At 60.1% G+C, this 19,996-nt stretch carries 22 protein-coding genes and 2 riboswitches; of the genes, 7 read left to right on the plus strand and 15 right to left on the minus strand.

Going from position 1 to position 19,996, the window contains the following annotated elements; translation table 11 throughout:
• Nucleotides 1-106: 106 nt before the first annotated feature.
• Nucleotides 107-206: riboswitch (SAM-I-IV-variant riboswitch) on the minus strand.
• Between the two features lie 80 nt (nucleotides 207-286).
• On the minus strand, nucleotides 287-976 hold the full coding sequence (locus EGJ68_RS15660) for a hypothetical protein (RefSeq protein ID WP_158283708.1): 690 nt from the start codon (nucleotides 974-976) through the stop codon (nucleotides 287-289).
• A 186-nt stretch (nucleotides 977-1,162) separates the two neighbouring features.
• Nucleotides 1,163-1,267, minus strand: a riboswitch (SAM-I-IV-variant riboswitch).
• Between the two features lie 339 nt (nucleotides 1,268-1,606).
• Between EGJ68_RS15660 and EGJ68_RS15665 the strand changes: the two genes are divergently transcribed.
• Nucleotides 1,607-2,032 carry a hypothetical protein gene (locus EGJ68_RS15665; RefSeq protein ID WP_233248858.1) on the plus strand — a complete coding sequence of 142 codons (426 nt, stop codon included), beginning with the start codon at nucleotides 1,607-1,609 and terminating at the stop codon, nucleotides 2,030-2,032.
• 5 nt (nucleotides 2,033-2,037) lie between these two features.
• Here EGJ68_RS15665 and EGJ68_RS15670 read toward each other — a convergent pair whose 3' ends face one another.
• On the minus strand, nucleotides 2,038-2,415 hold the full coding sequence (locus EGJ68_RS15670; protein WP_233248859.1) for a HEPN domain-containing protein: 378 nt from the start codon (nucleotides 2,413-2,415) through the stop codon (nucleotides 2,038-2,040).
• A gap of 406 nt (nucleotides 2,416-2,821) precedes the next feature.
• On the opposite strand from EGJ68_RS15670, the gene EGJ68_RS15675 reads away from it, so the two are divergent.
• Together EGJ68_RS15675 and EGJ68_RS15680 are read left to right on the plus strand one after the other, a co-directional pair.
• Nucleotides 2,822-3,196: a hypothetical protein gene (locus tag EGJ68_RS15675; protein ID WP_123035498.1), complete on the plus strand. Its 375-nt coding sequence runs from the start codon at nucleotides 2,822-2,824 to the stop codon at nucleotides 3,194-3,196.
• 116 nt (nucleotides 3,197-3,312) lie between these two features.
• Entirely contained in the window at nucleotides 3,313-3,852 is a 540-nt protein-coding gene (locus EGJ68_RS15680; protein ID WP_158283709.1) for a pyridoxamine 5'-phosphate oxidase family protein, read from the plus strand.
• A 90-nt stretch (nucleotides 3,853-3,942) separates the two neighbouring features.
• Here the strand turns inward: EGJ68_RS15680 and EGJ68_RS15685 are convergent, their stop codons facing one another.
• Nucleotides 3,943-5,061, minus strand: coding sequence for a glucosaminidase domain-containing protein (locus tag EGJ68_RS15685; RefSeq protein WP_123035500.1), 1,119 nt, complete (start codon nucleotides 5,059-5,061; stop codon nucleotides 3,943-3,945).
• 151 nt (nucleotides 5,062-5,212) lie between these two features.
• Here EGJ68_RS15685 and EGJ68_RS15690 point away from each other — a divergent pair, with 151 nt between their 5' ends.
• Complete coding sequence (locus EGJ68_RS15690; protein ID WP_123035501.1) at nucleotides 5,213-5,758, plus strand: retropepsin-like aspartic protease family protein; 546 nt, start codon at nucleotides 5,213-5,215, stop codon at nucleotides 5,756-5,758.
• A 5-nt stretch (nucleotides 5,759-5,763) separates the two neighbouring features.
• Here EGJ68_RS15690 and EGJ68_RS15695 read toward each other — a convergent pair whose 3' ends face one another.
• Nucleotides 5,764-6,816 carry a hypothetical protein gene (locus tag EGJ68_RS15695; protein WP_123035502.1) on the minus strand — a complete coding sequence of 351 codons (1,053 nt, stop codon included), beginning with the start codon at nucleotides 6,814-6,816 and terminating at the stop codon, nucleotides 5,764-5,766.
• Nucleotides 6,817-7,011: 195 nt separating this feature from the next.
• Here EGJ68_RS15695 and EGJ68_RS15700 point away from each other — a divergent pair, with 195 nt between their 5' ends.
• The 3 genes from EGJ68_RS15700 to EGJ68_RS15710 all read left to right on the plus strand — a co-directional run bounded on the left by EGJ68_RS15700 (nucleotide 7,012) and on the right by EGJ68_RS15710 (nucleotide 9,870).
• The gene (locus tag EGJ68_RS15700; protein WP_123035503.1) at nucleotides 7,012-8,643 is read left to right on the plus strand and encodes a hypothetical protein; all 1,632 of its coding nucleotides are present in this window, start codon (nucleotides 7,012-7,014) and stop codon (nucleotides 8,641-8,643) included.
• Nucleotides 8,644-8,674: 31 nt separating this feature from the next.
• Entirely contained in the window at nucleotides 8,675-9,415 is a 741-nt protein-coding gene (locus EGJ68_RS15705; protein WP_123035504.1) for an ion transporter, read from the plus strand.
• Nucleotides 9,416-9,498: 83 nt separating this feature from the next.
• Nucleotides 9,499-9,870 carry a hypothetical protein gene (locus EGJ68_RS15710; protein ID WP_123035505.1) on the plus strand — a complete coding sequence of 124 codons (372 nt, stop codon included), beginning with the start codon at nucleotides 9,499-9,501 and terminating at the stop codon, nucleotides 9,868-9,870.
• Nucleotides 9,871-9,902: 32 nt separating this feature from the next.
• Here EGJ68_RS15710 and EGJ68_RS15715 read toward each other — a convergent pair whose 3' ends face one another.
• The 11 genes from EGJ68_RS15715 to EGJ68_RS15765 form a co-directional block, all read right to left on the minus strand.
• Nucleotides 9,903-10,286 (minus strand): DUF2165 family protein, encoded by a 384-nt coding sequence (locus EGJ68_RS15715; RefSeq protein WP_269845673.1) that lies wholly within the window; start codon nucleotides 10,284-10,286, stop codon nucleotides 9,903-9,905.
• Between the two features lie 200 nt (nucleotides 10,287-10,486).
• The gene (locus EGJ68_RS15720) at nucleotides 10,487-11,866 is read right to left on the minus strand and encodes a complex I subunit 5 family protein (RefSeq protein WP_158283710.1); all 1,380 of its coding nucleotides are present in this window, start codon (nucleotides 11,864-11,866) and stop codon (nucleotides 10,487-10,489) included.
• Entirely contained in the window at nucleotides 11,863-13,341 is a 1,479-nt protein-coding gene (locus tag EGJ68_RS15725) for a complex I subunit 5 family protein (RefSeq protein ID WP_199228074.1), read from the minus strand. Before EGJ68_RS15725 ends, EGJ68_RS15720 begins: the two co-directional genes overlap by 4 nt.
• A gap of 14 nt (nucleotides 13,342-13,355) precedes the next feature.
• The gene (locus tag EGJ68_RS15730) at nucleotides 13,356-14,831 is read right to left on the minus strand and encodes a complex I subunit 5 family protein (RefSeq protein ID WP_199228075.1); all 1,476 of its coding nucleotides are present in this window, start codon (nucleotides 14,829-14,831) and stop codon (nucleotides 13,356-13,358) included.
• A complete protein-coding gene (locus tag EGJ68_RS15735; protein ID WP_123035509.1) occupies nucleotides 14,828-15,151 on the minus strand; it encodes an NADH-quinone oxidoreductase subunit K in 324 nt (107 codons plus the stop codon). The genes EGJ68_RS15730 and EGJ68_RS15735 overlap by 4 nt, the downstream gene beginning before the upstream one ends.
• On the minus strand, nucleotides 15,148-15,825 hold the full coding sequence (locus tag EGJ68_RS15740; protein ID WP_158283711.1) for an MnhB domain-containing protein: 678 nt from the start codon (nucleotides 15,823-15,825) through the stop codon (nucleotides 15,148-15,150). Before EGJ68_RS15740 ends, EGJ68_RS15735 begins: the two co-directional genes overlap by 4 nt.
• Nucleotides 15,826-15,851: 26 nt before the next feature.
• Complete coding sequence (locus EGJ68_RS15745) at nucleotides 15,852-16,118, minus strand: Na(+)/H(+) antiporter subunit B (RefSeq protein WP_123035511.1); 267 nt, start codon at nucleotides 16,116-16,118, stop codon at nucleotides 15,852-15,854.
• The gene (locus tag EGJ68_RS15750) at nucleotides 16,115-16,429 is read right to left on the minus strand and encodes a cation:proton antiporter (RefSeq protein ID WP_199228076.1); all 315 of its coding nucleotides are present in this window, start codon (nucleotides 16,427-16,429) and stop codon (nucleotides 16,115-16,117) included. Before EGJ68_RS15750 ends, EGJ68_RS15745 begins: the two co-directional genes overlap by 4 nt.
• Entirely contained in the window at nucleotides 16,422-16,712 is a 291-nt protein-coding gene (locus EGJ68_RS15755) for a monovalent cation/H+ antiporter complex subunit F (RefSeq protein ID WP_123035512.1), read from the minus strand. Before EGJ68_RS15755 ends, EGJ68_RS15750 begins: the two co-directional genes overlap by 8 nt.
• Nucleotides 16,709-17,212: a Na+/H+ antiporter subunit E gene (locus tag EGJ68_RS15760; protein ID WP_123035513.1), complete on the minus strand. Its 504-nt coding sequence runs from the start codon at nucleotides 17,210-17,212 to the stop codon at nucleotides 16,709-16,711. Before EGJ68_RS15760 ends, EGJ68_RS15755 begins: the two co-directional genes overlap by 4 nt.
• The gene (locus EGJ68_RS15765; protein ID WP_123035514.1) at nucleotides 17,209-19,887 is read right to left on the minus strand and encodes an HAD-IC family P-type ATPase; all 2,679 of its coding nucleotides are present in this window, start codon (nucleotides 19,885-19,887) and stop codon (nucleotides 17,209-17,211) included. The genes EGJ68_RS15760 and EGJ68_RS15765 overlap by 4 nt, the downstream gene beginning before the upstream one ends.
• Between the last annotated feature and the right edge of the window lie 109 nt (nucleotides 19,888-19,996).

The following is a 19,996-nucleotide window of genomic DNA, read 5'->3' on the forward strand; positions in this document are numbered from 1 at the left end:
GGGCGCCAGGGATTCTGGCCAATAGCTGCCGGGCCGGAAAGACATATCGATTGTGTTCACGGTCAGTGCTCCGCTAAAAGTTCATCGGGAGCATCAAGGGGACATACGGAACCTGTTTGGTTGCCTAATGGCCACATCTCCTTACGGAAACCACCTTGCCCAGGTGGGCAGGTTGGCAGGGCATAAAGCCCTTCTTGATGCTGTGGGCGCAGTATAGTCAGAAACTGCATGTACTGTTTTCAAACGGGTGCGAACGGGCAGCCCATGTCGGGCTGGCCTACGCAACTCAGCCACGTGATTTTTTGAAAAAGGCCTCTATTTCCTCCTTCGACATCATTTCAACTATTTCCCATTTTTCGTATTCCGGAGTGACGCCATGGCATAAAACACTGTCATAGATCGGGTCGTCAACTGCACATTCATTCCACTCACCCGTGGCGAGATCCCAGTCAGCCCAAAGAAGGTCAAAATCGTCTCGGCGATCTCTAATCTGAATCTCATCGGTTGCGAGCCATCTAGCAATATCTCTGGTTAAGGTGGCCTTCACAAATCGAGGTATGTCCGCTGTCCAAAAACCATCCACAGGATAGGTCTCCACTAGTTCAGGCCATAACCAATAGTCTGGCAGAACAGGTTTCTCTTGTGGAAAACCCGGTGTTCTATAGATGTTTGGTATACGGTGATGAGCTCCTGAGATCCAATTAGCCATCGGGTGACTGTGTATTTGATCAAATTCCCCGCAGACCTCGTACTCCCCCGTGGAAAGATCCAAGTCAACCCATATAAAGTGACCCGCAAGATTAAACCGATATTCCAAATCCAATGGGTGGATCACAGCCAAGACGCGAAGAAGCGATGTGCCTTTCCTCCTCGGCGTTTGTTGGGTGTTCTCCTGCAATGATGCGTTAGCGCCCTGAACAACAGCGAGACCCGTTAAGGCTCCCGTCGATAACTTCATGAATTCTCTGCGTTTCATATCAGAGCCATCCAATCAGCGACGGCCGATGAATCGGAGTCAGGGCGCTGAACACGCGTAATACGCTAAGCAACTGCTGCCGGGGAACCAGCGTTATGATTGAAATACGGTAACAGGCTAGGCCACACACTCCGGCCCCGTAATAAGGGGGAAAGCGAAAGACAGGCGAAGGTAGACTGGGCATGACGTTCTCCTATGTGTTCCACGCACGGTTGTGCGCATGGCGCATCGTTTTACCACCGTTCCCGGAGTGGGCGGTTGGTGGAGCTATTGCTCCTCTTGATGCTGGGGTCAATCTACCAACGTAACCGGCCGTCTGCAACAAGAAAAGACGGGGAGCATTTTTGGTTCAGCCTGCTTGAACAAGCCTCGTCGCGGGACAGTACACCATCGAGCAAGGAGTTTTGGCTCTTGTCCACAGCCCCAGCAGAACCTGCCTGAAAACTGTACCTGTACGTCCGTCCACTACTACGATCGTCGGGTTGATCGTCTATAGTCGACACTGAGTGGCGTTAATGGCAAACCGACGCTGACAGAAAACGTCAAACTGCCCAACCAGGGAGAACCGGCGACACATGTCTGCACAGCGCTCAACACGCTAGAGCGAAATTACAGCCAAGGAGACATCGGATGATTCGTTTCAAGCTCAGCATCCTGCTAGCGGCCTTGTACGGCTGCTCCGCGCTTGCTCAGGGTAACCTCAGCGCCAATCCCTACAATAGCAGTTCCAACAGCAATCCCTACGGAGCAGGCAGCCGCTACCACGCGGACAGCATCAACAACCCCTATGGCGCCTACGGTATTAGCCACAGCAATAAATCGGCTACCAATCCCTACGCGACCGATGCCCCGAAGCTTTACGACAGCCAGGGCCACTACCGTGGAAAGCTGAGCAGCAACCCATACGACCCCGAATCCACCTCAAATCCCTACGGACGCTATGGCAGCCCTTACTCCGCCGATTCCATCAACAATCCTTACGGTGCTGGCAGCCCGTACCGGACAGACAGCCCAAACAATCCGTATGGCCAGGGACTGAAAATATTGGGGCAGTAAGATTTTCAGCTTGCCACCACCGGATAACAGGCATCGCCCCAAAGCACGTTGGGGTTATCCAGCATCAGTAGAATCACGAAGGGCACCAGCTTGCCTAAAAAGGCGTTGCAATCGCGCAGCTGGTCGCGATTCAGGTCCACCAGTTTCTGTAAAAAACCCTCAAAAACCTGCAGTTCCGGGGCGCGTTCTCGGTCACCGATCTCGTTGGCATAGGCGGCATTAAAAGCAATCCAGAGGAATATGAAGCGCCCGTCCTGATCTTCGCAACGCTCGGCCCTGTCCAGCCAACTGAGCGCACGATGTACACGCAATGCCAGATTGGTGGGGTGATTTTCTCGCTCCTCGCGTTGTCGTTTCTTGAGTGACTGGTGGTCCAATAGCATCTATCTGATCCCCCTGTGCTTGAATATGAGGCGACAAGATTCAGGCATTAATCCGGCAGCCAGCCGGAGAATACAACAGGTCGCCCAAGACTCTATAGCCCTTGCCAAATGCGCCCTTTAAGGCGCCCGCATGCCGCTAGCTTTCGCTAGTACAAGACACCACCGTTAAAAAAACCATAATTCGAATAAAAAACCACGCCCAAGATTGACGCGAAATACTCAATACCCTGAGTGAATTTCCGCGGGTGGTGAAACGTAGCGAGTGGCATCGTGTTGGTGAGGTTTTTGCCAAGAGCGTGTGCTTCAATTACGGCGATGGCCGGGATCAAAAGAGCATCGATGATTTACTGCAACCATTCCGCAGCCCCACTCGCTCAGCGTACAAGCCATTCCAAAGGGAATTATCATGAATAACAACAACACAACCGACCAGACCGAGACCAACGATCTCATGACCCCCGCCAAGGGACTGCTGGTGCTGCTGGGCGTCATCATTGTGGTCGCGGGGTTCATCGCTCTCAATACGGCGCTCGGTGTACACGAGTTCTGGGCCGGATTCTTGTTCCTGCTCTACTGGGCGGGAATCGAGCATTTCGCCTGGGACAAGCTGTTCGCTTGTGTGGTGGGCGCCATTGTGGGATTACTGATGGCGTGCTTGGTGTTCGCGCTGCCCCGCTGGCTAGGTGATGCCGACGGGTTGGTCGTCCTCGCTCTGATTTTGGTATGGCCTTACTATACTTCATCGGCCTGGTGTGGGTCGGTATGCGAGTCATGGCAATGAAGACAGCGACACCGGCTAACCAATAGAGCAAGAATACGCAGTTATCAGGTTAGGCAGGCCATGATCTTCATGGCCTTTCCCCCGCGTTAGCACCACCCTTTATTGGAGATTTACGAGTGGATTCTCAAGCGAAGATACGGCGCGCTATCTGGGAGCAACTGCAGTGCGCGACTATTGACCGACATCATGCTTGGCGCTTGCCCGTTCTGGCGAACGTCGATGAGCATGGCTTACCCCAGGCTCGCACGGTGGTGTTACGCGACGCGCAGGAGACGTACCAGCGCCTGATGATCTACACCGATCATCGCAGCCCCAAGGCCTTGGCTCTGGCCGCCAACCCGTCGTCGGTGCTGGTCTTTTGGAGCAAAGCGCTGAGCTGGCAACTACGTGTGTCGCTGAGCACCCGAATCGAAACCCGGGGCGAGAGGGTAGAACAGGCCTGGGAAACCGTTGTTAAAACCGCTGCAGCAGCCGATTATCTTGCGCCGCAAACCCCGGGGTCACCAATGCCCGTCCATGCTGGAGAGCCTGCTGAGTCGCCTGCCTTCGCTATTATTATCGCCAACGTTCTCAGTATCGATTGGCTGGAACTGGCCGCGGAAGGGCATCGGCGGGCATTGTTGACCCCTGATGAATTCCAATGGCTGGTTCCCTGACGCATAAGCTCCAGCACATCGCGGTTGAGATCACTGATAACCTGTCAGTCCACCACCGTGGACTGACAGGTTCGAGAGAGTGTGCGTAACTCAGTCCAACCGCATGCCATCTACCAGTTCCTGCAGTTTACCGTTAGCACGCATCGCCTCGATGTCAGCCCGCAGTTTTTCCGCCGCCACAGGGCTCTCGGCGCCCAGCAGGAATCGAACCGGCTCGTCGCGCAGCACCGCGCCATCCGCACGGTCGAGCTTGTTGTGGCGGATCATGCCTTTAAGGGAGTCCACGTACTCCTGGCCGCGCTCGGAATAGCGCAGCAGACCGTCTGCCAGCGCCAGCGAAGACAGCGGTTCGCCGCGTCCGCGCATCTCGGCCCGCAGGTCCCTGAAGTCTTCATAGGCGGGGTGGGACATCAGGTTGATGAAGTAACCGCGCACGCTGTCGAACGGCCAGTCGAAAGCCTTGATAGAATAATCACCCTTGTAGCTGCGGTGCTCCTTAGCCTTGATCCCATCCCCTTGGTAAGTCCACTGGCCGAAGAGTGAATTCCCCTGTACCGCAAAGCGGGAGGTGCCATAGCCGCTTTCGTATGCCGCCTGCCCCAGCGCAAGGCCCGCAGGTACGGTATCGACACGGTACAGCAGGTCGTCGATCATGCCTTTTAGCTCCGGGGTATTCTGCTGCAGGGCAGCTACATGCTCCTCAGTCTCGCCAGGCAGCAACAACGCCAGCCGCCGCAGCAGGACGAGGCTCTGCTCCGACACTCGGCCATCGCTGGCCAATTCCTGTTGCGCCTGCTCCAGCCCGGCACGAAACTCCATGACCATATGGTTGGCATGCGTTACCAGCGGCAGCATCAGGCGATAGAACAACGCCTTTTTCTGTTGCACAGGAATATTCTTCGACGCCTCTTGCCAGTTCGGCTTGATCGCAGTGATCAGCAGGTGCGGCACTGCCAGCGGCTCGTCGGTTTTGGGTTCGCCCCACCAATCCTCACCCTCAAGCAGCGCGATCATGTCCTGCACCGAAGAGGCAACGAGCACCTCGGTGGTGCTTATCACAGGTGCATCCGCGTGGGCCGGAGTCGTTGCTGGCGCCGAAACCTGAGCGGCTGATTCAGAGGCCGGTGTGGAGACCTCTACGAGTTCATCACCGCCACAGCCGGCGAGCAGTGCGAGACTGGTCAGCAAGAGGGTAATTTGTACGGGCATACAGGTTCTCTCATGGCGGTAAAGACGTTGGGATTATGCGCGACACAGAGCCGGGGAAGTCAACCCCGCCGGCATCGCTCAATGAGCCACCAAGAAATGCATTATTATAGGTCTGTATACCCCACTCAACATTGAGCACCTCATCAACCCAATGAGCGACGACAAGGAAATTCAGGAACAGAAACGCATGGGCCTCGGCATGCAAGCCATGGCATGGATAGTTCTGCTGGGGCTGGGCGTTCTGTATTTCAGCGACGTGCTGGAACGGCAACTCAACCCGAACCCGCGCCCCGAGACTCTGTACGCTGAGGACGGCATCCGCGAAGTGACACTGCAACGCAACCGCTTTGGGCACTATGTCACCAGCGGCGAGATCAACGGACAGCCGGTCACCTTCCTGCTGGACACCGGAGCCACCGGGGTGGCGATTCCGGAGACGCTGGCAGGCCGTCTGGGGCTACAGCGCGGGCGAGCCTACCGCACGCAAACCGCCAACGGTATGGCGATAAGCTACGCCACCGTGCTGGACGAGGTGGCCGTCGCGGACATACGGCTCCCCGATGTTCGCGCCGGCATTGTACCGGGGTTGCAAACAGACGAGGTTCTGCTCGGTATGAGTTTCCTCAAACACCTGGAATTCACGCAGCGCGGGGATAGCCTCACGCTGCGCCAGTACCCCGCCCTACCCTCCCGTTAAAGCCTTTAGGAAAAGCCGCCCAGCAGCGCCGTCGTCACATCGCCCGACAGAGCGGCAACGCCTGCGGCATAGGAAGGAACATCGGCTTCCAGAGTATAACGGGTCGTCTTCGACTGCCGGCCGGAGCCGCCCAACACAGACAATACATTCCCTATGCCCTGCGCAGCCTGTGTGACACCGTCTGTAGTATCGGTCAGGCTGCCTACGCCACCTTGAATACCGATTTCCTCCTCCGTTCTGACCTGCGCCGGCTTGCCGCTGGTGGGAAACACCTCCAGACGGGTAAGCAGGGGGTGCGATGAGAGACCGGTCTCCGTGCTCAGCGCGCCTGTGCGCGTCAGACCGCCGTTGCCAAACGCATCGGGGACACGCCAGTCGGAGCCAAAATCCGCTTCTATCCGCACAGGGCTAACACCAATCAGAATTCCAAGTATCGGCACCCCGTCTTCAGCTGCTCGCTGGGAGAAAAGCGTGGCCACACGATTCGCCGACATCACCAGCCCCATGGACCCCATACCCGCCAGGCCCGGCGCAGTCGGTGTCCATTCCGGGAGTGGCACATAACCGCCAAACGCGCTCGCGCCGTACATCACTGCCTTGCTGCTCTGCTTGTTGCCTTCAGGGAAGGCGTACTCGGCCCCATTGGCCTGTACAGGCTCACTCTCCTGCAGTGATGCCAACAGGGCACTGTTGTCCAGCACCTCCACTCCATTCGCGCACAGCGCGGCGATGACCGCTGTATAGGCCGCGTCTGCCGCCGCCTGGAAGTCCGCGTCGGTCAATCCGCTGAGGTTTGTTTGCACGGTGGCCTGAGAGGCGCCGCCCATGCTGCGGAACCCACCCCCAACCGATATCTGGCGCCTGCGCTCTGTCAGGCATGCCAGCGCCACGCTCCCCAACCTCACCTGCTTGATATTGGCCAGGCCACGTTTGTTGGAGGTCTTCAATTTTACGCCGGCCACTGCCGCCGGCGAGCTGATGAACAAACCGGTGCTCAAAGCAGCTCCGGCGAGTGCCGTGGCAATAAGTTTGCGTCGTGTGATCTGTAGCGCGTCCAAGGTCCATCTCCTGCGTCTATGTGAGTCGCCGATTGGCGATGCGTAGCTTTAGCAGAAACCACACCGTCCGCCTAGCCAGCGCAGAGAAAATATTCACCCGCCACGCAATTGGTTGGGCTTGTGCATACACCATTGGGCCAAATAGCCGAACGGGGGCGCACCGTGTAGTATTGAGAAAAACAATGGCCAACGCCTATGTCTGTTCTACAGTCCTTCACTGATCGCACTGTTTTCCAGAGCCTGCGCAGTACCACCCTCACCATCACTGGCTCGGCCTGCACAATTGGTGGGCTCGTCGCCGATGTCCTGCAACCCATTGCACCGTTCGCATCCTACTTGTTCGGGATGTCCGCGCTGGCATTCGTGCTGTTGTTTATTCTTTATCGCCGCGGGAACGAGGATCTTCTGGGCGGAGTTGCTTTTACCGGTCTAGCCGCCGGTGTGTTTGGACTGATTGTGCTCTTCCAGTCTGGTGAGGGCGCGGAAGAAACCGGGTTTATCGCGGTAGCCGTCCCCGGCATCGCTGAACTACAGTCACGCCTCGGCATCATTGATGCGAAGCTTGACGGAATTGCCGAGGACACGCTGAGCCTGCGCGAAAGCGCTGCGCGCCTTGAAGGCAGTTCCGCGCAGGTGCTCCGTACCCTGGAAGAAATGCGGGAGAACTTCGCCAGCGGCGGCGTGATCGACAACCCCCGTTCGCCGGAGGACTACTATCACAACGCGCGTCTACAGGAACTCGGCGGCGACTACGCTGCCGCACAACGTTCCTATATCATTTATTTCCGCAGTGATTTACCACTTCTGGACCCACACCTCCGATTTCTCGCGTTTCTAAAAGTGCAAGAAGGCACAGCAGGCGCCCGCGAGACCTACACCACCCTGATGACAGGCAAGGAGGACGGCATGCCCGCCTACGTCCGCCTGCTGCTACTCGAAGCGCCACAGCGCGTGCTTGCGCTCGAAAACCATGCCGAGCAGCACCCGGATTTCGCACCTGTTTATTATCATCTCAGTGAGGACGTGTCCGCGCGCCGCCTGGGCTTTCAGACACTCGCTGATAAACGTGCAGAACGACGTTACCTGCAGCAATTCCAGGCAGTCGATGAAGCCGGCGGTCTGCTCAAGTACATGATCGATCAGTCGCTGGTTGAGCAATGGCGCAATGACGCCAGTGCCCGCCTGCAAGCGCTGAACGCGTTGGGTGATGGCACCCTGGAGAACCCCTTATCCCTCTCCTTCGCCGCCAACAACGCCGGCTACACCGCCCAGGTGACTATCGCCGAGCCTGCTCTTGAGGTGCTCTGGAATGTGCAGGGCAGTACTGAGCCTCGCAGTACTGGGGACAGTGGCGTGATCAATCCGCAAACGGGCAAACCCGCGCCCAACCTGTTCTTCAACTTGCCCGCCGGCCAGCCCGACACCACCATTGATGTGCGCTACCGCGACCTCAGGGGCAACTTGCAAGGGCCCTACAGCGTTGAGTTCAAGGGAAAGAAACAGAGCGAAGATGCGAACCAGCGCGTGCTTGAGGCAACGAACACAAGCTGGGTGAGCTTCAGGGACTACGACGGCAAGCGTCTACTGTATTTCACCCACCTGATGAGCTATCGGGGCAGTATCGAGAAGATTCAGTACGGATTGAACGCTGCCCAGCCGCACCGGAACTTTCGCTTTCCACCCTGGCGCAAACCCGGCCTGGCACCTATTGACGCCAAAACACCGGTGCATATTACGGTGCCCCGCAGCACGCGTTACGTTACCGTGCAACTGACCTACAAAAATGGCGAAAAATCCGCCGTACAGCGCTTCAACTATCCCGGTTGATGTACCAGTCTGAACCACAGGGAGAGCGAGTTTGACTGCCGAGGCACCCAGCCTGCGAACGCGGCTACAGACGGTTTTTGCCGGCAATAGAACGCTGTTCGGGCGCGCGTGCCAGGCTTTCATTCAAGCGCTGATCGTACTTTCCATTGTCGCATTTACCGTTGAAACGCTGCCCGACCTTCCGCCAGACGTACGCAGCAACCTGCACCGGTTCGAAGTGTTCGTGATTATCGTCTTCACCATCGAATACCTGCTGCGCCTGTGGCTTAGCGAGAGACGCCTGGCCTTCATCTTCAGCTTTCATGGCCTTATCGATTTGCTGGTGATTCTGCCATTTTACCTGCAGCTCGGGCTCGACCTGCGCAGTTTGCGCATTCTCTGGCTGTTTCGGCTTTTCCGCTTGTTCAAACTCGTTCGCTATGTCGACGCAGCCAAACGCATTGGCGATGCCTTCCGCCTGGTACGCGTGGACCTCGCTGTGTTCGGTATTGGCGCGCTATTCGTGTTCTACCTCGCCGCCGTCGGAATCTACTTTTTCGAGCGGGACGCGCAACCCGACACCTTCGCCTCGGTATTCCATTCATTCTGGTGGGCACTGGCGACACTCACGACCGTGGGTTACGGCGATGTGTACCCAGTGACTGTGGGGGGGAAGATATTCACCTTCTTTACCCTCATGATCGGATTGGGCGTGTTTGCGGTACCCACGGGGCTGATCACCATGGCCATCGTCAGCACACGCGAGGCGACACTCAAGGATGATGCCAGCTGACGAAGCAGGGAGCATCAATACTGAATATCAACTGCGCAGCCGGGCTTTCACAACCCAGCGGCTAACGGCACGGAGCTCTAGCTATGAAGTACCTGATAACCGTTTTTTTGCTGTGCGCCAGCACTGCCTCACTGGGGAACAACCTGGAGGCGCTGGTCGATGAGCTGCAGAGCCGTGAACTTTCGCTGGAAACCATTGCGGCACTGGTGCAGCTCGACAACCCCGGGTTGAAGGTTGGCTACGGCCTCTGTGAAGCGGCTGGGCAGCCTCTTTGCAAACCCGACGGCTCACTAGGCTATGGTCTGTGTGAAGTGGCAGACGGCACCCTGTGCAAGAAAAATGGCAGCCTGGGTTACGGCCTTTGCATGCTGGCAGGCAGCAAAAACTGCCGCGAGAACGGCAGCCTGGGCTACGGGTTGTGCGTTATGGCGGGGGAGAAGAACTGCAAGCCGTGAAGCCTGGTGGCAGCGTAATCCAGAGAGGTTGGCTACGGATCGGTGTCGGGCGCCAGCAATAAAAACAGCATAAAAAACCCACAAACCGTACCGTAGCGCGTCGCCCCGGCTATCGGCCCGGCACCTGCCTGACTTTGCCAGAGCATGAAATAGCCCTCGCCAATGACGACGAACAGTCCAAACCAGACCAGCATGCCCACGGCACACGCGGCCACCGCCGGACGTGTGGCATCGGCAAAAACCTCAGGCGCCGCCAAGCGGCTTCTCAGCATCCTGTACACGCCGGCCGATGCAAGCGCCGCAACCGCCGCCTCACCGGCAAGAATCATAGCCAGCACAGCAACGTGGAGAACGTTTGACGCAATCGGGGGACCATAGAGCGCATAGTAAGGTTGATCCCCCGCGGCGGTGACCACGGCGACAATTACAACCTAGCCGGCAACTTGAAAACACACCAGTCCGGGTGCCATCCACCCTGGCCCATCGACATAACAGCAAAGCCAGGACAGCAGCACGGAGAACATGCAACGAGATCGGCGGGCCAAAAGGCACGCAGTAAGGGTAACTCATCGCAGAGGCGGCACACGGCAGTTTATATTCCGCCGCTCGCCCATGATCAAGCCGACATGACCGCCGTTACAGTGGGCAAATACCAGAACACTACGGTACTGCAGAGCACCGCGAGCATCCAACCCAGCCAGCGCGTCGCACGGATATTGCCTCGCTCCAGCTGCTGCCACAACAGCCAGCCGTAGCGAACAAGGAGCACCAGCGTCGCCAGCGTAGTCGCCTGCAACAACAGCGGCAGCAGCCCATACAGCGGCAAGCCCGGCTGCCCCAGCAAGGCATCCTTCATCACGCCCTTCGCGAATTGGCCGCTGGTTAACGGCACTCCCAACAAGGACAGGCCCGGCAGGGCAAGCAGCAACCACACCACCCATCTCAGAAGACGGTGAGCGGGAAGTACCAGGCCCACTGCCAGAAACAGGCAACCCTTGGCCAAACCGTGATGCAGAACAAACACGCCAATCACCGGTAGCAGCCCCGATACCTGCCCTGGCACCGCCAGCGTTGCGCCTGCCAGCACCGTCAGCAATCCCATCTGGCTGATACTGGACCAGGCCAGCACGGTCTTGGGATCCCGCTGCCTTACACCGAACACGGCCGCCCCGAGAGCGCCAGCAAAGCCCATCAGCATCAGAAATTGCCCCCAGGCAAACCAGCCGGCCTCACCGACAGGCAAGGTCAGCAGCCAACCCAGTAGCCCCGCCTTGACCATCGTCCCGCTGAGTACGGCGCTTGCCGGTGTTGGCGCCACCGGATGTGCCAGAGGCAGCCAGAAGTGCAGCAGCGGCAAGCCCGCCTTGACCCCGAAACCAACGATGAACAGCGCCGTCATCAGCTCACTGTTGGCGCTGCCGGCGATGCCGACGTTCAGATCCTTCAGTAACAAACTGTCCCCGGTGCTCGCCGCCAGCAGGAATCCAGCCAGCATGGCCATTTCACCGCAGAGCGCCATCACCAGATAGACGCGCCCGGCAAAACGCGCACGGCCGCTGCCCACATGAACAATCAGGCCATAGGCGGCAAAGGTCATCAAGGTGAAGAAGGCATAGAAGCTGGCGATGTCTGCGGCCAGCACAAGGCCGAGGTTGCCGGAGAGGGTCAGCCCCCAGAACACGCAAAACCTGCGCACATGTTGCGCACCCAGATAGCCGACCGCGTACAACCCCGCCACACCCCACAGCAGCGCCGTCAACAACAGGAAGCTGCGCCGCAGCTCATCCAACATCCAGGTACTGCCCAGCAACAGCCAAGGCAATTCCAGTGTCCAGGGCGCGGCCGACTGGAAGGCCAGTAACAGCGCCGGCACGGGCAGCAGCGGCAGGGCACCGCGCAGGGCGCGGTGCCAGCCACGGCGTGTCGCCAGCAGTGGATACAGCAGTGGCAGCAGCACACTGACGGCAACCAACACGAGCGGTGGAGATCCGTTCACGGCAGGTACATCCTCACCACAATGAGCCGCGCCCACGACAGGGGACTAAACGCTGTCGCCGCCAGCAGGCCGACCAGTATCAGCATCAGTGTGGTAACCAGCGGCGGCCAGAGTAGCCAGGCACTGGTTTCCAGCCGGCCCCAGCGCCGCTCTGCCGGCCACGGTGCGACAACCGGGCTGAACCAGAGTCGATAGACGATTGGCAGGAAATAGGCGGCATTGAGCAGACTACTCAGGAGCAGAACTAGAATGACCCACTCCATGCTGGCGGCAAGCGCACCAGTACCCAACACCCACTTGGTAACAAAACCAGCCAACGGCGGCACCCCGATCATGCCGAGGACCGCCAGAGTAAAGGCTGCCGACGTTGCGGGCATCCGGGCGCCGGCGCCGTCCAGCTCATCGACCCGATGCACCCCCAGCGTCTCGGCGTAGTTGCCCGCGCAAAAAAACAGGGTGATTTTCATGATGCCCTGGTGCAACAGGTGGACGAGGCCACCCACCGTGCCGATCGGACCGAACAGGGTCACCCCCAGGATAATGTAAGACACCTGGCTAATGGTGGAAAACGCCAGACGGCGCTTGAGGTCGATCTGTGTCAGGGCCCGCACCGAGCCGTAAAGAATGGTAAAGGCCGCCAGCCAGGCGAGGGGCTGCAGCAAACCGAGCGCAAAGGCGAAGTCGATGCCGTAAATATCGTAGACCACACGCACAATGCCAAAGGCCCCTGCCTTGACCACCGCCACCGCATGCAACAGCGCACTGACAGGCGCGGGCGCCACCATGGCCTGGGGCAACCAGCCATGCACTGGAAACATGCCGGCCTTGACCCCGAGACCCGCGATGAGCACGACGAAAATCAGTGTTAGCTGGCCGTGCAACGCGGGGTCTGATCCCTGGAAATGCCCCGTCTCCCGAAATGCCAGATCCCCTGCCAGACCGTGCAGCCAGGCTATCCCCAGCAGCAGGACCACGCCACCACCGAGCGTGTAAATGATGTAGTTTCGCCCCGCCTGCAGAGCCTTCTCGGTACCCCGGTGCACGACCAGCGGATAGGTCGACAGTGTGAGCATTTCGTAGAACAGGAAAAATGTAAACAGGTTACCCGCCAGGGCAATGCCCATGGTGCTGGCAACGCAAAGACTGAAGAAGCCGAAGAAGCGGCTGCGATTGGGCGAGTCCTCAAGATAGCCAACCGCATAGATGGTGGTCAACAACCAAAGCAGGGCCGAGAGGCCCGCAAACAGCATCGCGAGGGCATCAGCCCGCAGCATGAAACGGACCCCCGGCAGCATGGTGAAACTGACGCTGAAATCAATACCCTGGAACACGCCCCAGGTCATCACCGCAACGATACCCAGCTTCAGCAATGCCGCCAACAGGTTGACCAGGGTACGCAAGCGGTGGCTGGTTTCCGGCAAGGCAAAGATGACCACCGCCGCCAGCAGCGAGCTCAGCAGAGCCAGTATCGGCAATAACGCCCCGGCACTCACGGGTGAACGGCCTCAGCAGCAACCACCTCAAACGGCAGCGCCAGCACCGAGAGCACGGGCTCCGCCACCAGCCCCAGCCCCAACGCCAGGAGGGCCAGTATCATCGGGATTGCCTCCAGGCTTTGTGGCGGATGGTAGAAGTCATCGCTGTTACTGACTTCGAGAAAGGAGGCCCGGTAGATACGAAACACATAGGCCGCCGCCAGAACGCCACCCAGCAACAGCACCACGACCCACCACCACTGGCCGCTGGCCAGGCTTGCCTGCAGCAGCAGCCACTTGGCAGCAAAGCCACCGGTCGGGGGCAAGCCCATCAGCGACACCCCCGCGAGACCGAACGAGAACAGGGAGAATGGCAGGAAGTGACTCACCCCCGCTAGCGCTTTCACCCGGTTGCTGCGCACCGACAGGATCAGGTTGCCGGCGGCGAGGAACATCGCGGCTTTGGCCAGGGCATGGCTGATGACCTGCAGGGTGATGCCCTGCTGCGCGAGCAGGGACACGGGCTCGGCGACCGCGAAGGTCAGTGGAAACAGCAGGAACAGGTAACCAATCTGGGCCACCGAAGAATAGGCAACCACCTGCTTCAAGTGGGGTTGGCAGAAAGCGAGCCAACTGCCCCAGATAACCGCAGCGGCGCCTAGCACACCCATGCCCTGCGCCAGCCACGGGGACCCCAGGCGGTCCCCCAGTTCCATCCAGAGGCGCGCGGCAATATAAAATGAGGCCTTGATCACAAGCCCAGACAACAGCGCACTGACCGGTGATCGGGCAATGCCGTGGGCCGGCGGTAGCCAGGCATGCAGCGGGAACAAGGCTGTCTTCAGAGCCAGACCTGCCAGCATCAGCAGCAAAGCCACAATCAGCGCCGGCTCCCCGCCAACCAGCAGCTGGTCGATGACTGCCAGCGACAGGGTGCCGAAGCGCCCATAGAACAGAGCCACGCCCAGCAGATAAGCCAGCGATCCAAGCAGGGCGGCAAACAAATAACGCAGTGCAGCGCGCAGAGCGGCCGCTTCTCCCCCCAGGGCGACCAGCCCCACGGCAGAGAGGCTGATGAGTTCCAGGCTGACATAGAGGTTGAACAGATCGGCGCCCAGCCAGACGCCATTGAGGCCCGCCCACAGGAACCAGAACAGCGGCCAGAAATAGCGCTGCCAGGGCTTGTCGGCATCCAGGTAGACGCCGGCATGCAGGCCGCAGGCCGTACCCACAGCCGCAGTGAGCAGCACAAAGGTCACCGCCAGTCCGTCTACCCGCAGGGCGATACCGAGCGGCGCGTTCCAACCCCCCAGGGCATAGTAGAAACCGCCCCCCTCCATCACCGCGAACCAGAGGGCAAGGGACACGGCCATCTGAATGGCCATACCCAGCCAGCTCAGCCACCGGCCCTGACGGAAACCCAGCAGCAGAGATAGCGCTGCCCACGCCAGGGGCGTGAACAGCAGGCCCGCTATCAGCCACTGACTCAAGATTCCCCTCCGCCGTCGCCCGCGTTATTTCCCGTATCCAGCGAGGTGCGCCCGGTCAGGTGAAAATAACGACGAATCAAGACGATGGCCAGGGCAGTGGCGGCAATCGCGACGACAATTCCCGTCAGCACCAGTGCCTGGGGCACGGGGTCCGGACCATCGCCGTGCTGCGCCAGGCCGACCAGAACCAGAAAAACCCCCGAGCCAAGCAGATTGAAGGCCAGCAAGCGCCGCAGCAGGTGGTTCAGCAGCAGAAAACCCGCAAGGCCGATGCCACACAAGGCAACACCGGCAAGGGCATACAGCAGATTGAGGCTCACAACCCGCCTCCCTCCTCCGGCTCGTGCTCATCGGTAACGGGCGCCGCCACAAACAGGGCCAGTAGAATCATGCCGATGGAGAACGTCAGGCCGATCTCAATTATCAGGATGAGTCCGCCCGCGATCGTCACTGGGTAGGCGAGAAAGGCTTCGCCGTTCAGGGCACCGGCAACGGCCACCAGCAAAAACACCGCAAAGCCAAGCACCAGGCCGAGCCGCAACAGGATTCCCGGGCGAATAAACGCCATGGGCAGGCCGCCCAGACGCATGAGCACGCCCGTCGCGGCGAGAACGGCACCGGCCTGAAATGCACCGCCGGGGCGGTCGGCGCCAGCCCACAGCAGATAGGCTGCCAGCAACAGCATTACCGGCACGAACCAGCGCTGCAGGGCATACAGCAGAGAGTCCGCACTGCGCAGTGCCGGATCCTCCAGCGCGTTGGTGCTGGCCAGCGAAATTCCCGCCATGCCGGCTATGACCAGCACGCCGATCTCAAGCAGGGTATCGTAACTGCGAAAATTCAGCAGAACCGCCGTGACCGGATGTTCCACACCACTGCGCGCCAGGCTGGCTTGCAACTGGTCCGACAGTTCCGAGGGCGCTGCGGCTCCGGCGGCACCCAGCACCGCAGCCGCCAGCGCGACGACAAAGCCCACGCATGCCGCCAAAGTCACAACCACCCGCACTGGCCGCCACACAGTTATTCCGTCCCCCGGGACCGATGCTGAGGCCGCGCGCGCCGGAAATGACTCACCGCATCAAGCAACAGGACTCCGGTGAGCCCGGCGCCAATGGCCACCTCCGCGAGGGCGATGTCCTGTGCCTGCAGGCGCACCCAGGCCAGAGCCATCAGCAAGCCAAAAGCCATGAACATCACCACCGCGCGAAACAGGTCACGGGACAACAGCACAGCCACCGCCGTCACCAGCAGAGACACCACGAGAAGACCATCCAGCCACCCGCTCATGCGCGTTCCTCACGATCACGGCTGGCATCGGTAGCGCGCACGGTCCTTGCCACGAGGTGGGCTGCGGTCGCACTGGCCGCCAGTGCGATGAGCCAGATGAGTAGAATCTTGGCAGCGGTGGCTGGACCGGGCACCGATGGCAACAACCCCAGAACCACAAAACCGAGACCAAGATTATCCGCCTTGGTCAGCGCATGAATGCGCGTCAAGGTATCCGGCAAACGAAACAGACCGAGCGTACCCACCAGGAAAAACAGGCAGCCGATGACCAGCAGAAGCGCCTGTAAAAGCATGATGAGGCTATCAGACATCGCGCCGTTCTCCTCTGCTGTCCGCCCGGGCAACCTGCATGACACGGGTCACAAATGCGACGGTAGACAGGACCGCCAGTAACGCCAACACCAGGGCAACATCGCGCAGCGCCGGTTGCGCCTGCGACTCCGCCAATACCAACAGCAACGCCACGCCGGTGGAAGCAAAGAGTTGTGAAGCCAACATACGGTCTGCCGGCTCAGGCCCCAGCCAGATACGCAGCAGGCCCACGACAAGTAGCAGCAACAGCACGACGGCCACTGTGTCCATCAGTAGTGTCATCGGGGAAACATCCGGGCGATGCGCATTTCTACGTGGCCCACCGCAGCAGACACAGGCGCCGTGGTATCCAGACAGTGCAGCTCAAGCTGCGGCCCTCGCAAGGTCACACTGAGCGTTCCAGGCAGCAACGAGAGCGTGTTGGCCAACAACCAGCGCGGGCTACCCGCGGGCAGAGAAGTAGTATAGGTCAAATAGCCGGGGCTAATCGGCAGGCGCGGTGAGAGGAGGCGCCGAGCCACATCCAGGCCCGCAGCAACCGAACCGCAAAGAAAATAACCGCCAAACGCGAGGGTAGCCAGTACCCGAGGACCCCGGCCTTCTGGCGGAAACAAACGCCACCACAACACGACGATCAGGGGCACCACCCAGAGCCCGAACGCGACAGCGTCTGCATCCCCCTCTGTGAGCGCCCACCACAACACAAGCAACACGACGGTGCGGACGACCGCGCTCGCAAAGCATTGCAGCACCGACACCTTACCGGGAACGGGGCCGTTCATACAGCGATGGCCCAACGCGCCCGTACCGCCTTGCCCGCTTCCATCAGCAACAACATGACCACGCCCATGGCGAGCACCTGCAGCGCCTGCAGGGGCCCCAGCGGCTGCGCCTCGAACCACATTGCCAGCCACGGCAGGTAAGTGAAGGCGAGCTGCAGGCCGGTCACCACCAGCAGCGCCACCCAGACGGCCCGGGTGCCCTTGATCCCCTCCAGGCTGAGGGAGGTCCCATAGGCGTAGCGGACGCTGAACAGGTAGAAAATCTCCATAACCACGAGCGTATTCACGGCCATGGTGCGAGCGGTCTCCAGGGGCAGGTCCTGGGCCAGCGCCAGCCAGAACTGACCGAAAACTCCGGCGCAGAACAGTAGCGACACCAGCACAATCCGCACCACCAGGCCGCGGGATAAAATGGGGCTGGCCGGATCCCGCGGTGCCCGCTTGAGCGTATCGGGTTCGGTGGGTTCGAACGCCAGGGCCATGGCCAGGACCACCGAGCTGACCATGTTGACCCAAAGGATCTGGGCCGCCGTAATCGGCAGGGTCAGGCCGAACAGGATTGCCAGCAACAGGCTCAGGGATTCGCCCCCGTTTACCGGCAGCAGGAAGGCGATAACCTTCTTCAGGTTGTCATAGACCGTGCGACCGGCGCGGACCGCAGCGACAATGGTGGCAAAATTGTCATCAACCAGCACCAGCTCGGCGGCTTCCTTGGCCGCCTCACTGCCACCCAGCCCCATGGCAATACCGGCATCGGCGCGCTTCAGGGCCGGGGCGTCATTGACACCGTCACCCGTCATTGCCACCACCTTGCCGCTGCTCTGCAGCGCCTTGACCAGACGCAGCTTGTGTTCGGGACTGGTGCGGGCGAAAACATCGGTGCTCAGTACCCGCGCCGCCAGCTCAGAATCGTCAAGTTGGTCGAGTTCGACCCCGGTCAGCACCCGATCAGCATTTTCCAGGCCAATCTGGCGGCCAATGGCGGCGGCGGTGCCAGCATGGTCGCCGGTGATCATTTTCACGCTGATTCCGGCGCCGGCACAGGCCGCAACGGCAGCAATGGCCTCAGGCCGCGGTGGATCGATAAGCCCTACCAGCCCCTCCAGAACCAGCCCACTTTCCACATCATCAAAATCCAGGACGTTCTTTTCCTCCGCCACAGCCACCGTCGCCAGCGCCAGAACACGCTGGCCCTCCTGCGCCAGTGCTTCCGCCCGAGCGTGCCACATATCGTGATCGAAGCTGGCGGTAGAGCCGTCGGGAGCGCGCTGCGCGCTACAGAACCCGAAGATGGTTTCCGGCGCGCCTTTAACGTGCACACAGGCGTGGTGGTCATGGTCATGGTTGAGAGTGGCCATAAACCGGTGACGGGTATCGAAGGGAATCAAGTCGGTACGTACCCAGGTGGCGTGAGTGTCCTCCTGATTGAGACCCAGCTTGCCGGCGAAGGCGAGGAGGGCTGCTTCCATGGGATCCCCCTCGGCCTCCCACACGCCGTCTCGCCGATGCAGTGCTGCATCGTTACAAAGGGCAGCCACCCTGGCCAGTACGTCCAGGCATTGCGGATATTCACGGTCAGTGTCGCCGCGCACCTCGCCAACGGGCTCATAGCCGAAACCCTGTACCACAACGTCGGCGCCGGCGATGCTCGCCGCCGCCACCATCATTTCATTGCGGGTGAGGGTGCCCGTCTTGTCACTGCAGATCACCGAGACCGAGCCCAGGGTCTCGATCGCCGGCAGACGGCGCACAATGGCGTGTTCGCGGGCCATCGCCTGCACGCCGATCGCAAGGGTCACCGTCAGTACCGCCGGCAGACCTTCGGGAATGGCAGCGACGGAGAGCCCCACCACTGCCGTGAACAGCTGGCCCAGGTCCTGACCCTGAAAAAAATGGCCAAAAGCCAGAATCAGGCCTGCGAGAGCCAGGATGAACAGCGTGAGCCAGCGGGAAAATAGCGACATCTGCCGCACCAGCGGCGTGGTGAGGGCCTCCACCCCGATGAGCATACTGCCGATACGGCCAATCTCGGTATCCGCGCCGGTCGCGACCACCACGCCCTCGCCCTGACCGGCTGCCACCAGGGTACCGCTGAACGCCATGCAGGCCCGATCTCCCACCACCGCAGCGGCGGCAACAGCCTCGACACCTTTTTCCACCGGTACGGATTCTCCGGTGAGGATCGCTTCCTGGACGGCGAGACCGTGCGCTCTCAGCAGGCGCAAGTCGGCCGGCACCTTGTCACCGGACTCAAGGAGAACAATATCGCCCGGCACCAGTGATTCTCCGGGCACTTTCTGACGCTTGCCATCGCGCATGACTGATGCCGTCGGCGCCAGCATGTGGCGGATGGAATCCATGGCTCTCTCGGCCTTGCCCTCCTGCACCAGGCCGATAACCGCATTCAGTACCACCACCGCCAGGATAACAACGGTGTCCACCCAGTGACCCAGCAGCGCTGTAACGACTGCCGACCCAAGCAAGACATAGATCAAGACATTGTGAAAGTGCAGCAGAAAGCGCACCAGGAGACCATGCCGCGCTGGTTGCGGGAGGGTGTTCGAGCCATGCTCGTGCAGCCGCTGTGCTGCAGCGTGCCCGGACAAACCCCGGGCATCGCTGTCAAGATCGCCCAGTACATCGGTGCCATCACGGCTGTGCCACGGCGTGGTCATTGCAGGCGCTCCTCCGTCGAATTCTGACCGGTTCCTTGTTTTCTGCTCACCCCTATGAAAGCATGATCTTATATCATTTGGCCTGTTCTCCAGCCATCAGAGAGACAAC

It is taken from the genome of Haliea alexandrii (assembly GCF_003719295.1).
In the GTDB taxonomy this organism is placed as follows: domain Bacteria; phylum Pseudomonadota; class Gammaproteobacteria; order Pseudomonadales; family Halieaceae; genus Haliea; species Haliea alexandrii.

What these genes read in the sequence shown, in the direction of transcription:
- EGJ68_RS15660 (WP_158283708.1), bottom strand. Translation starts at nt 976, where the DNA reads ATGAAACGCAGAGAATTCATGAAGTTATCGACGGGAGCCTTAACGGGT.
- EGJ68_RS15665 (WP_233248858.1), top strand. Translation starts at nt 1,607, where the DNA reads ATGATTCGTTTCAAGCTCAGCATCCTGCTAGCGGCCTTGTACGGCTGC.
- EGJ68_RS15670 (WP_233248859.1), bottom strand. Translation starts at nt 2,415, where the DNA reads ATGCTATTGGACCACCAGTCACTCAAGAAACGACAACGCGAGGAGCGA.
- EGJ68_RS15675 (WP_123035498.1), top strand. Translation starts at nt 2,822, where the DNA reads ATGAATAACAACAACACAACCGACCAGACCGAGACCAACGATCTCATG.
- EGJ68_RS15685 (WP_123035500.1), bottom strand. Translation starts at nt 5,061, where the DNA reads ATGCCCGTACAAATTACCCTCTTGCTGACCAGTCTCGCACTGCTCGCC.
- EGJ68_RS15690 (WP_123035501.1), top strand. Translation starts at nt 5,213, where the DNA reads ATGAGCGACGACAAGGAAATTCAGGAACAGAAACGCATGGGCCTCGGC.
- EGJ68_RS15700 (WP_123035503.1), top strand. Translation starts at nt 7,012, where the DNA reads ATGTCTGTTCTACAGTCCTTCACTGATCGCACTGTTTTCCAGAGCCTG.
- EGJ68_RS15710 (WP_123035505.1), top strand. Translation starts at nt 9,499, where the DNA reads ATGAAGTACCTGATAACCGTTTTTTTGCTGTGCGCCAGCACTGCCTCA.
- EGJ68_RS15745 (WP_123035511.1), bottom strand. Translation starts at nt 16,118, where the DNA reads ATGAGCGGGTGGCTGGATGGTCTTCTCGTGGTGTCTCTGCTGGTGACG.
- EGJ68_RS15750 (WP_199228076.1), bottom strand. Translation starts at nt 16,429, where the DNA reads ATGTCTGATAGCCTCATCATGCTTTTACAGGCGCTTCTGCTGGTCATC.
- EGJ68_RS15755 (WP_123035512.1), bottom strand. Translation starts at nt 16,712, where the DNA reads ATGACACTACTGATGGACACAGTGGCCGTCGTGCTGTTGCTGCTACTT.
- EGJ68_RS15760 (WP_123035513.1), bottom strand. Translation starts at nt 17,212, where the DNA reads ATGAACGGCCCCGTTCCCGGTAAGGTGTCGGTGCTGCAATGCTTTGCG.
- EGJ68_RS15765 (WP_123035514.1), bottom strand. Translation starts at nt 19,887, where the DNA reads ATGACCACGCCGTGGCACAGCCGTGATGGCACCGATGTACTGGGCGAT.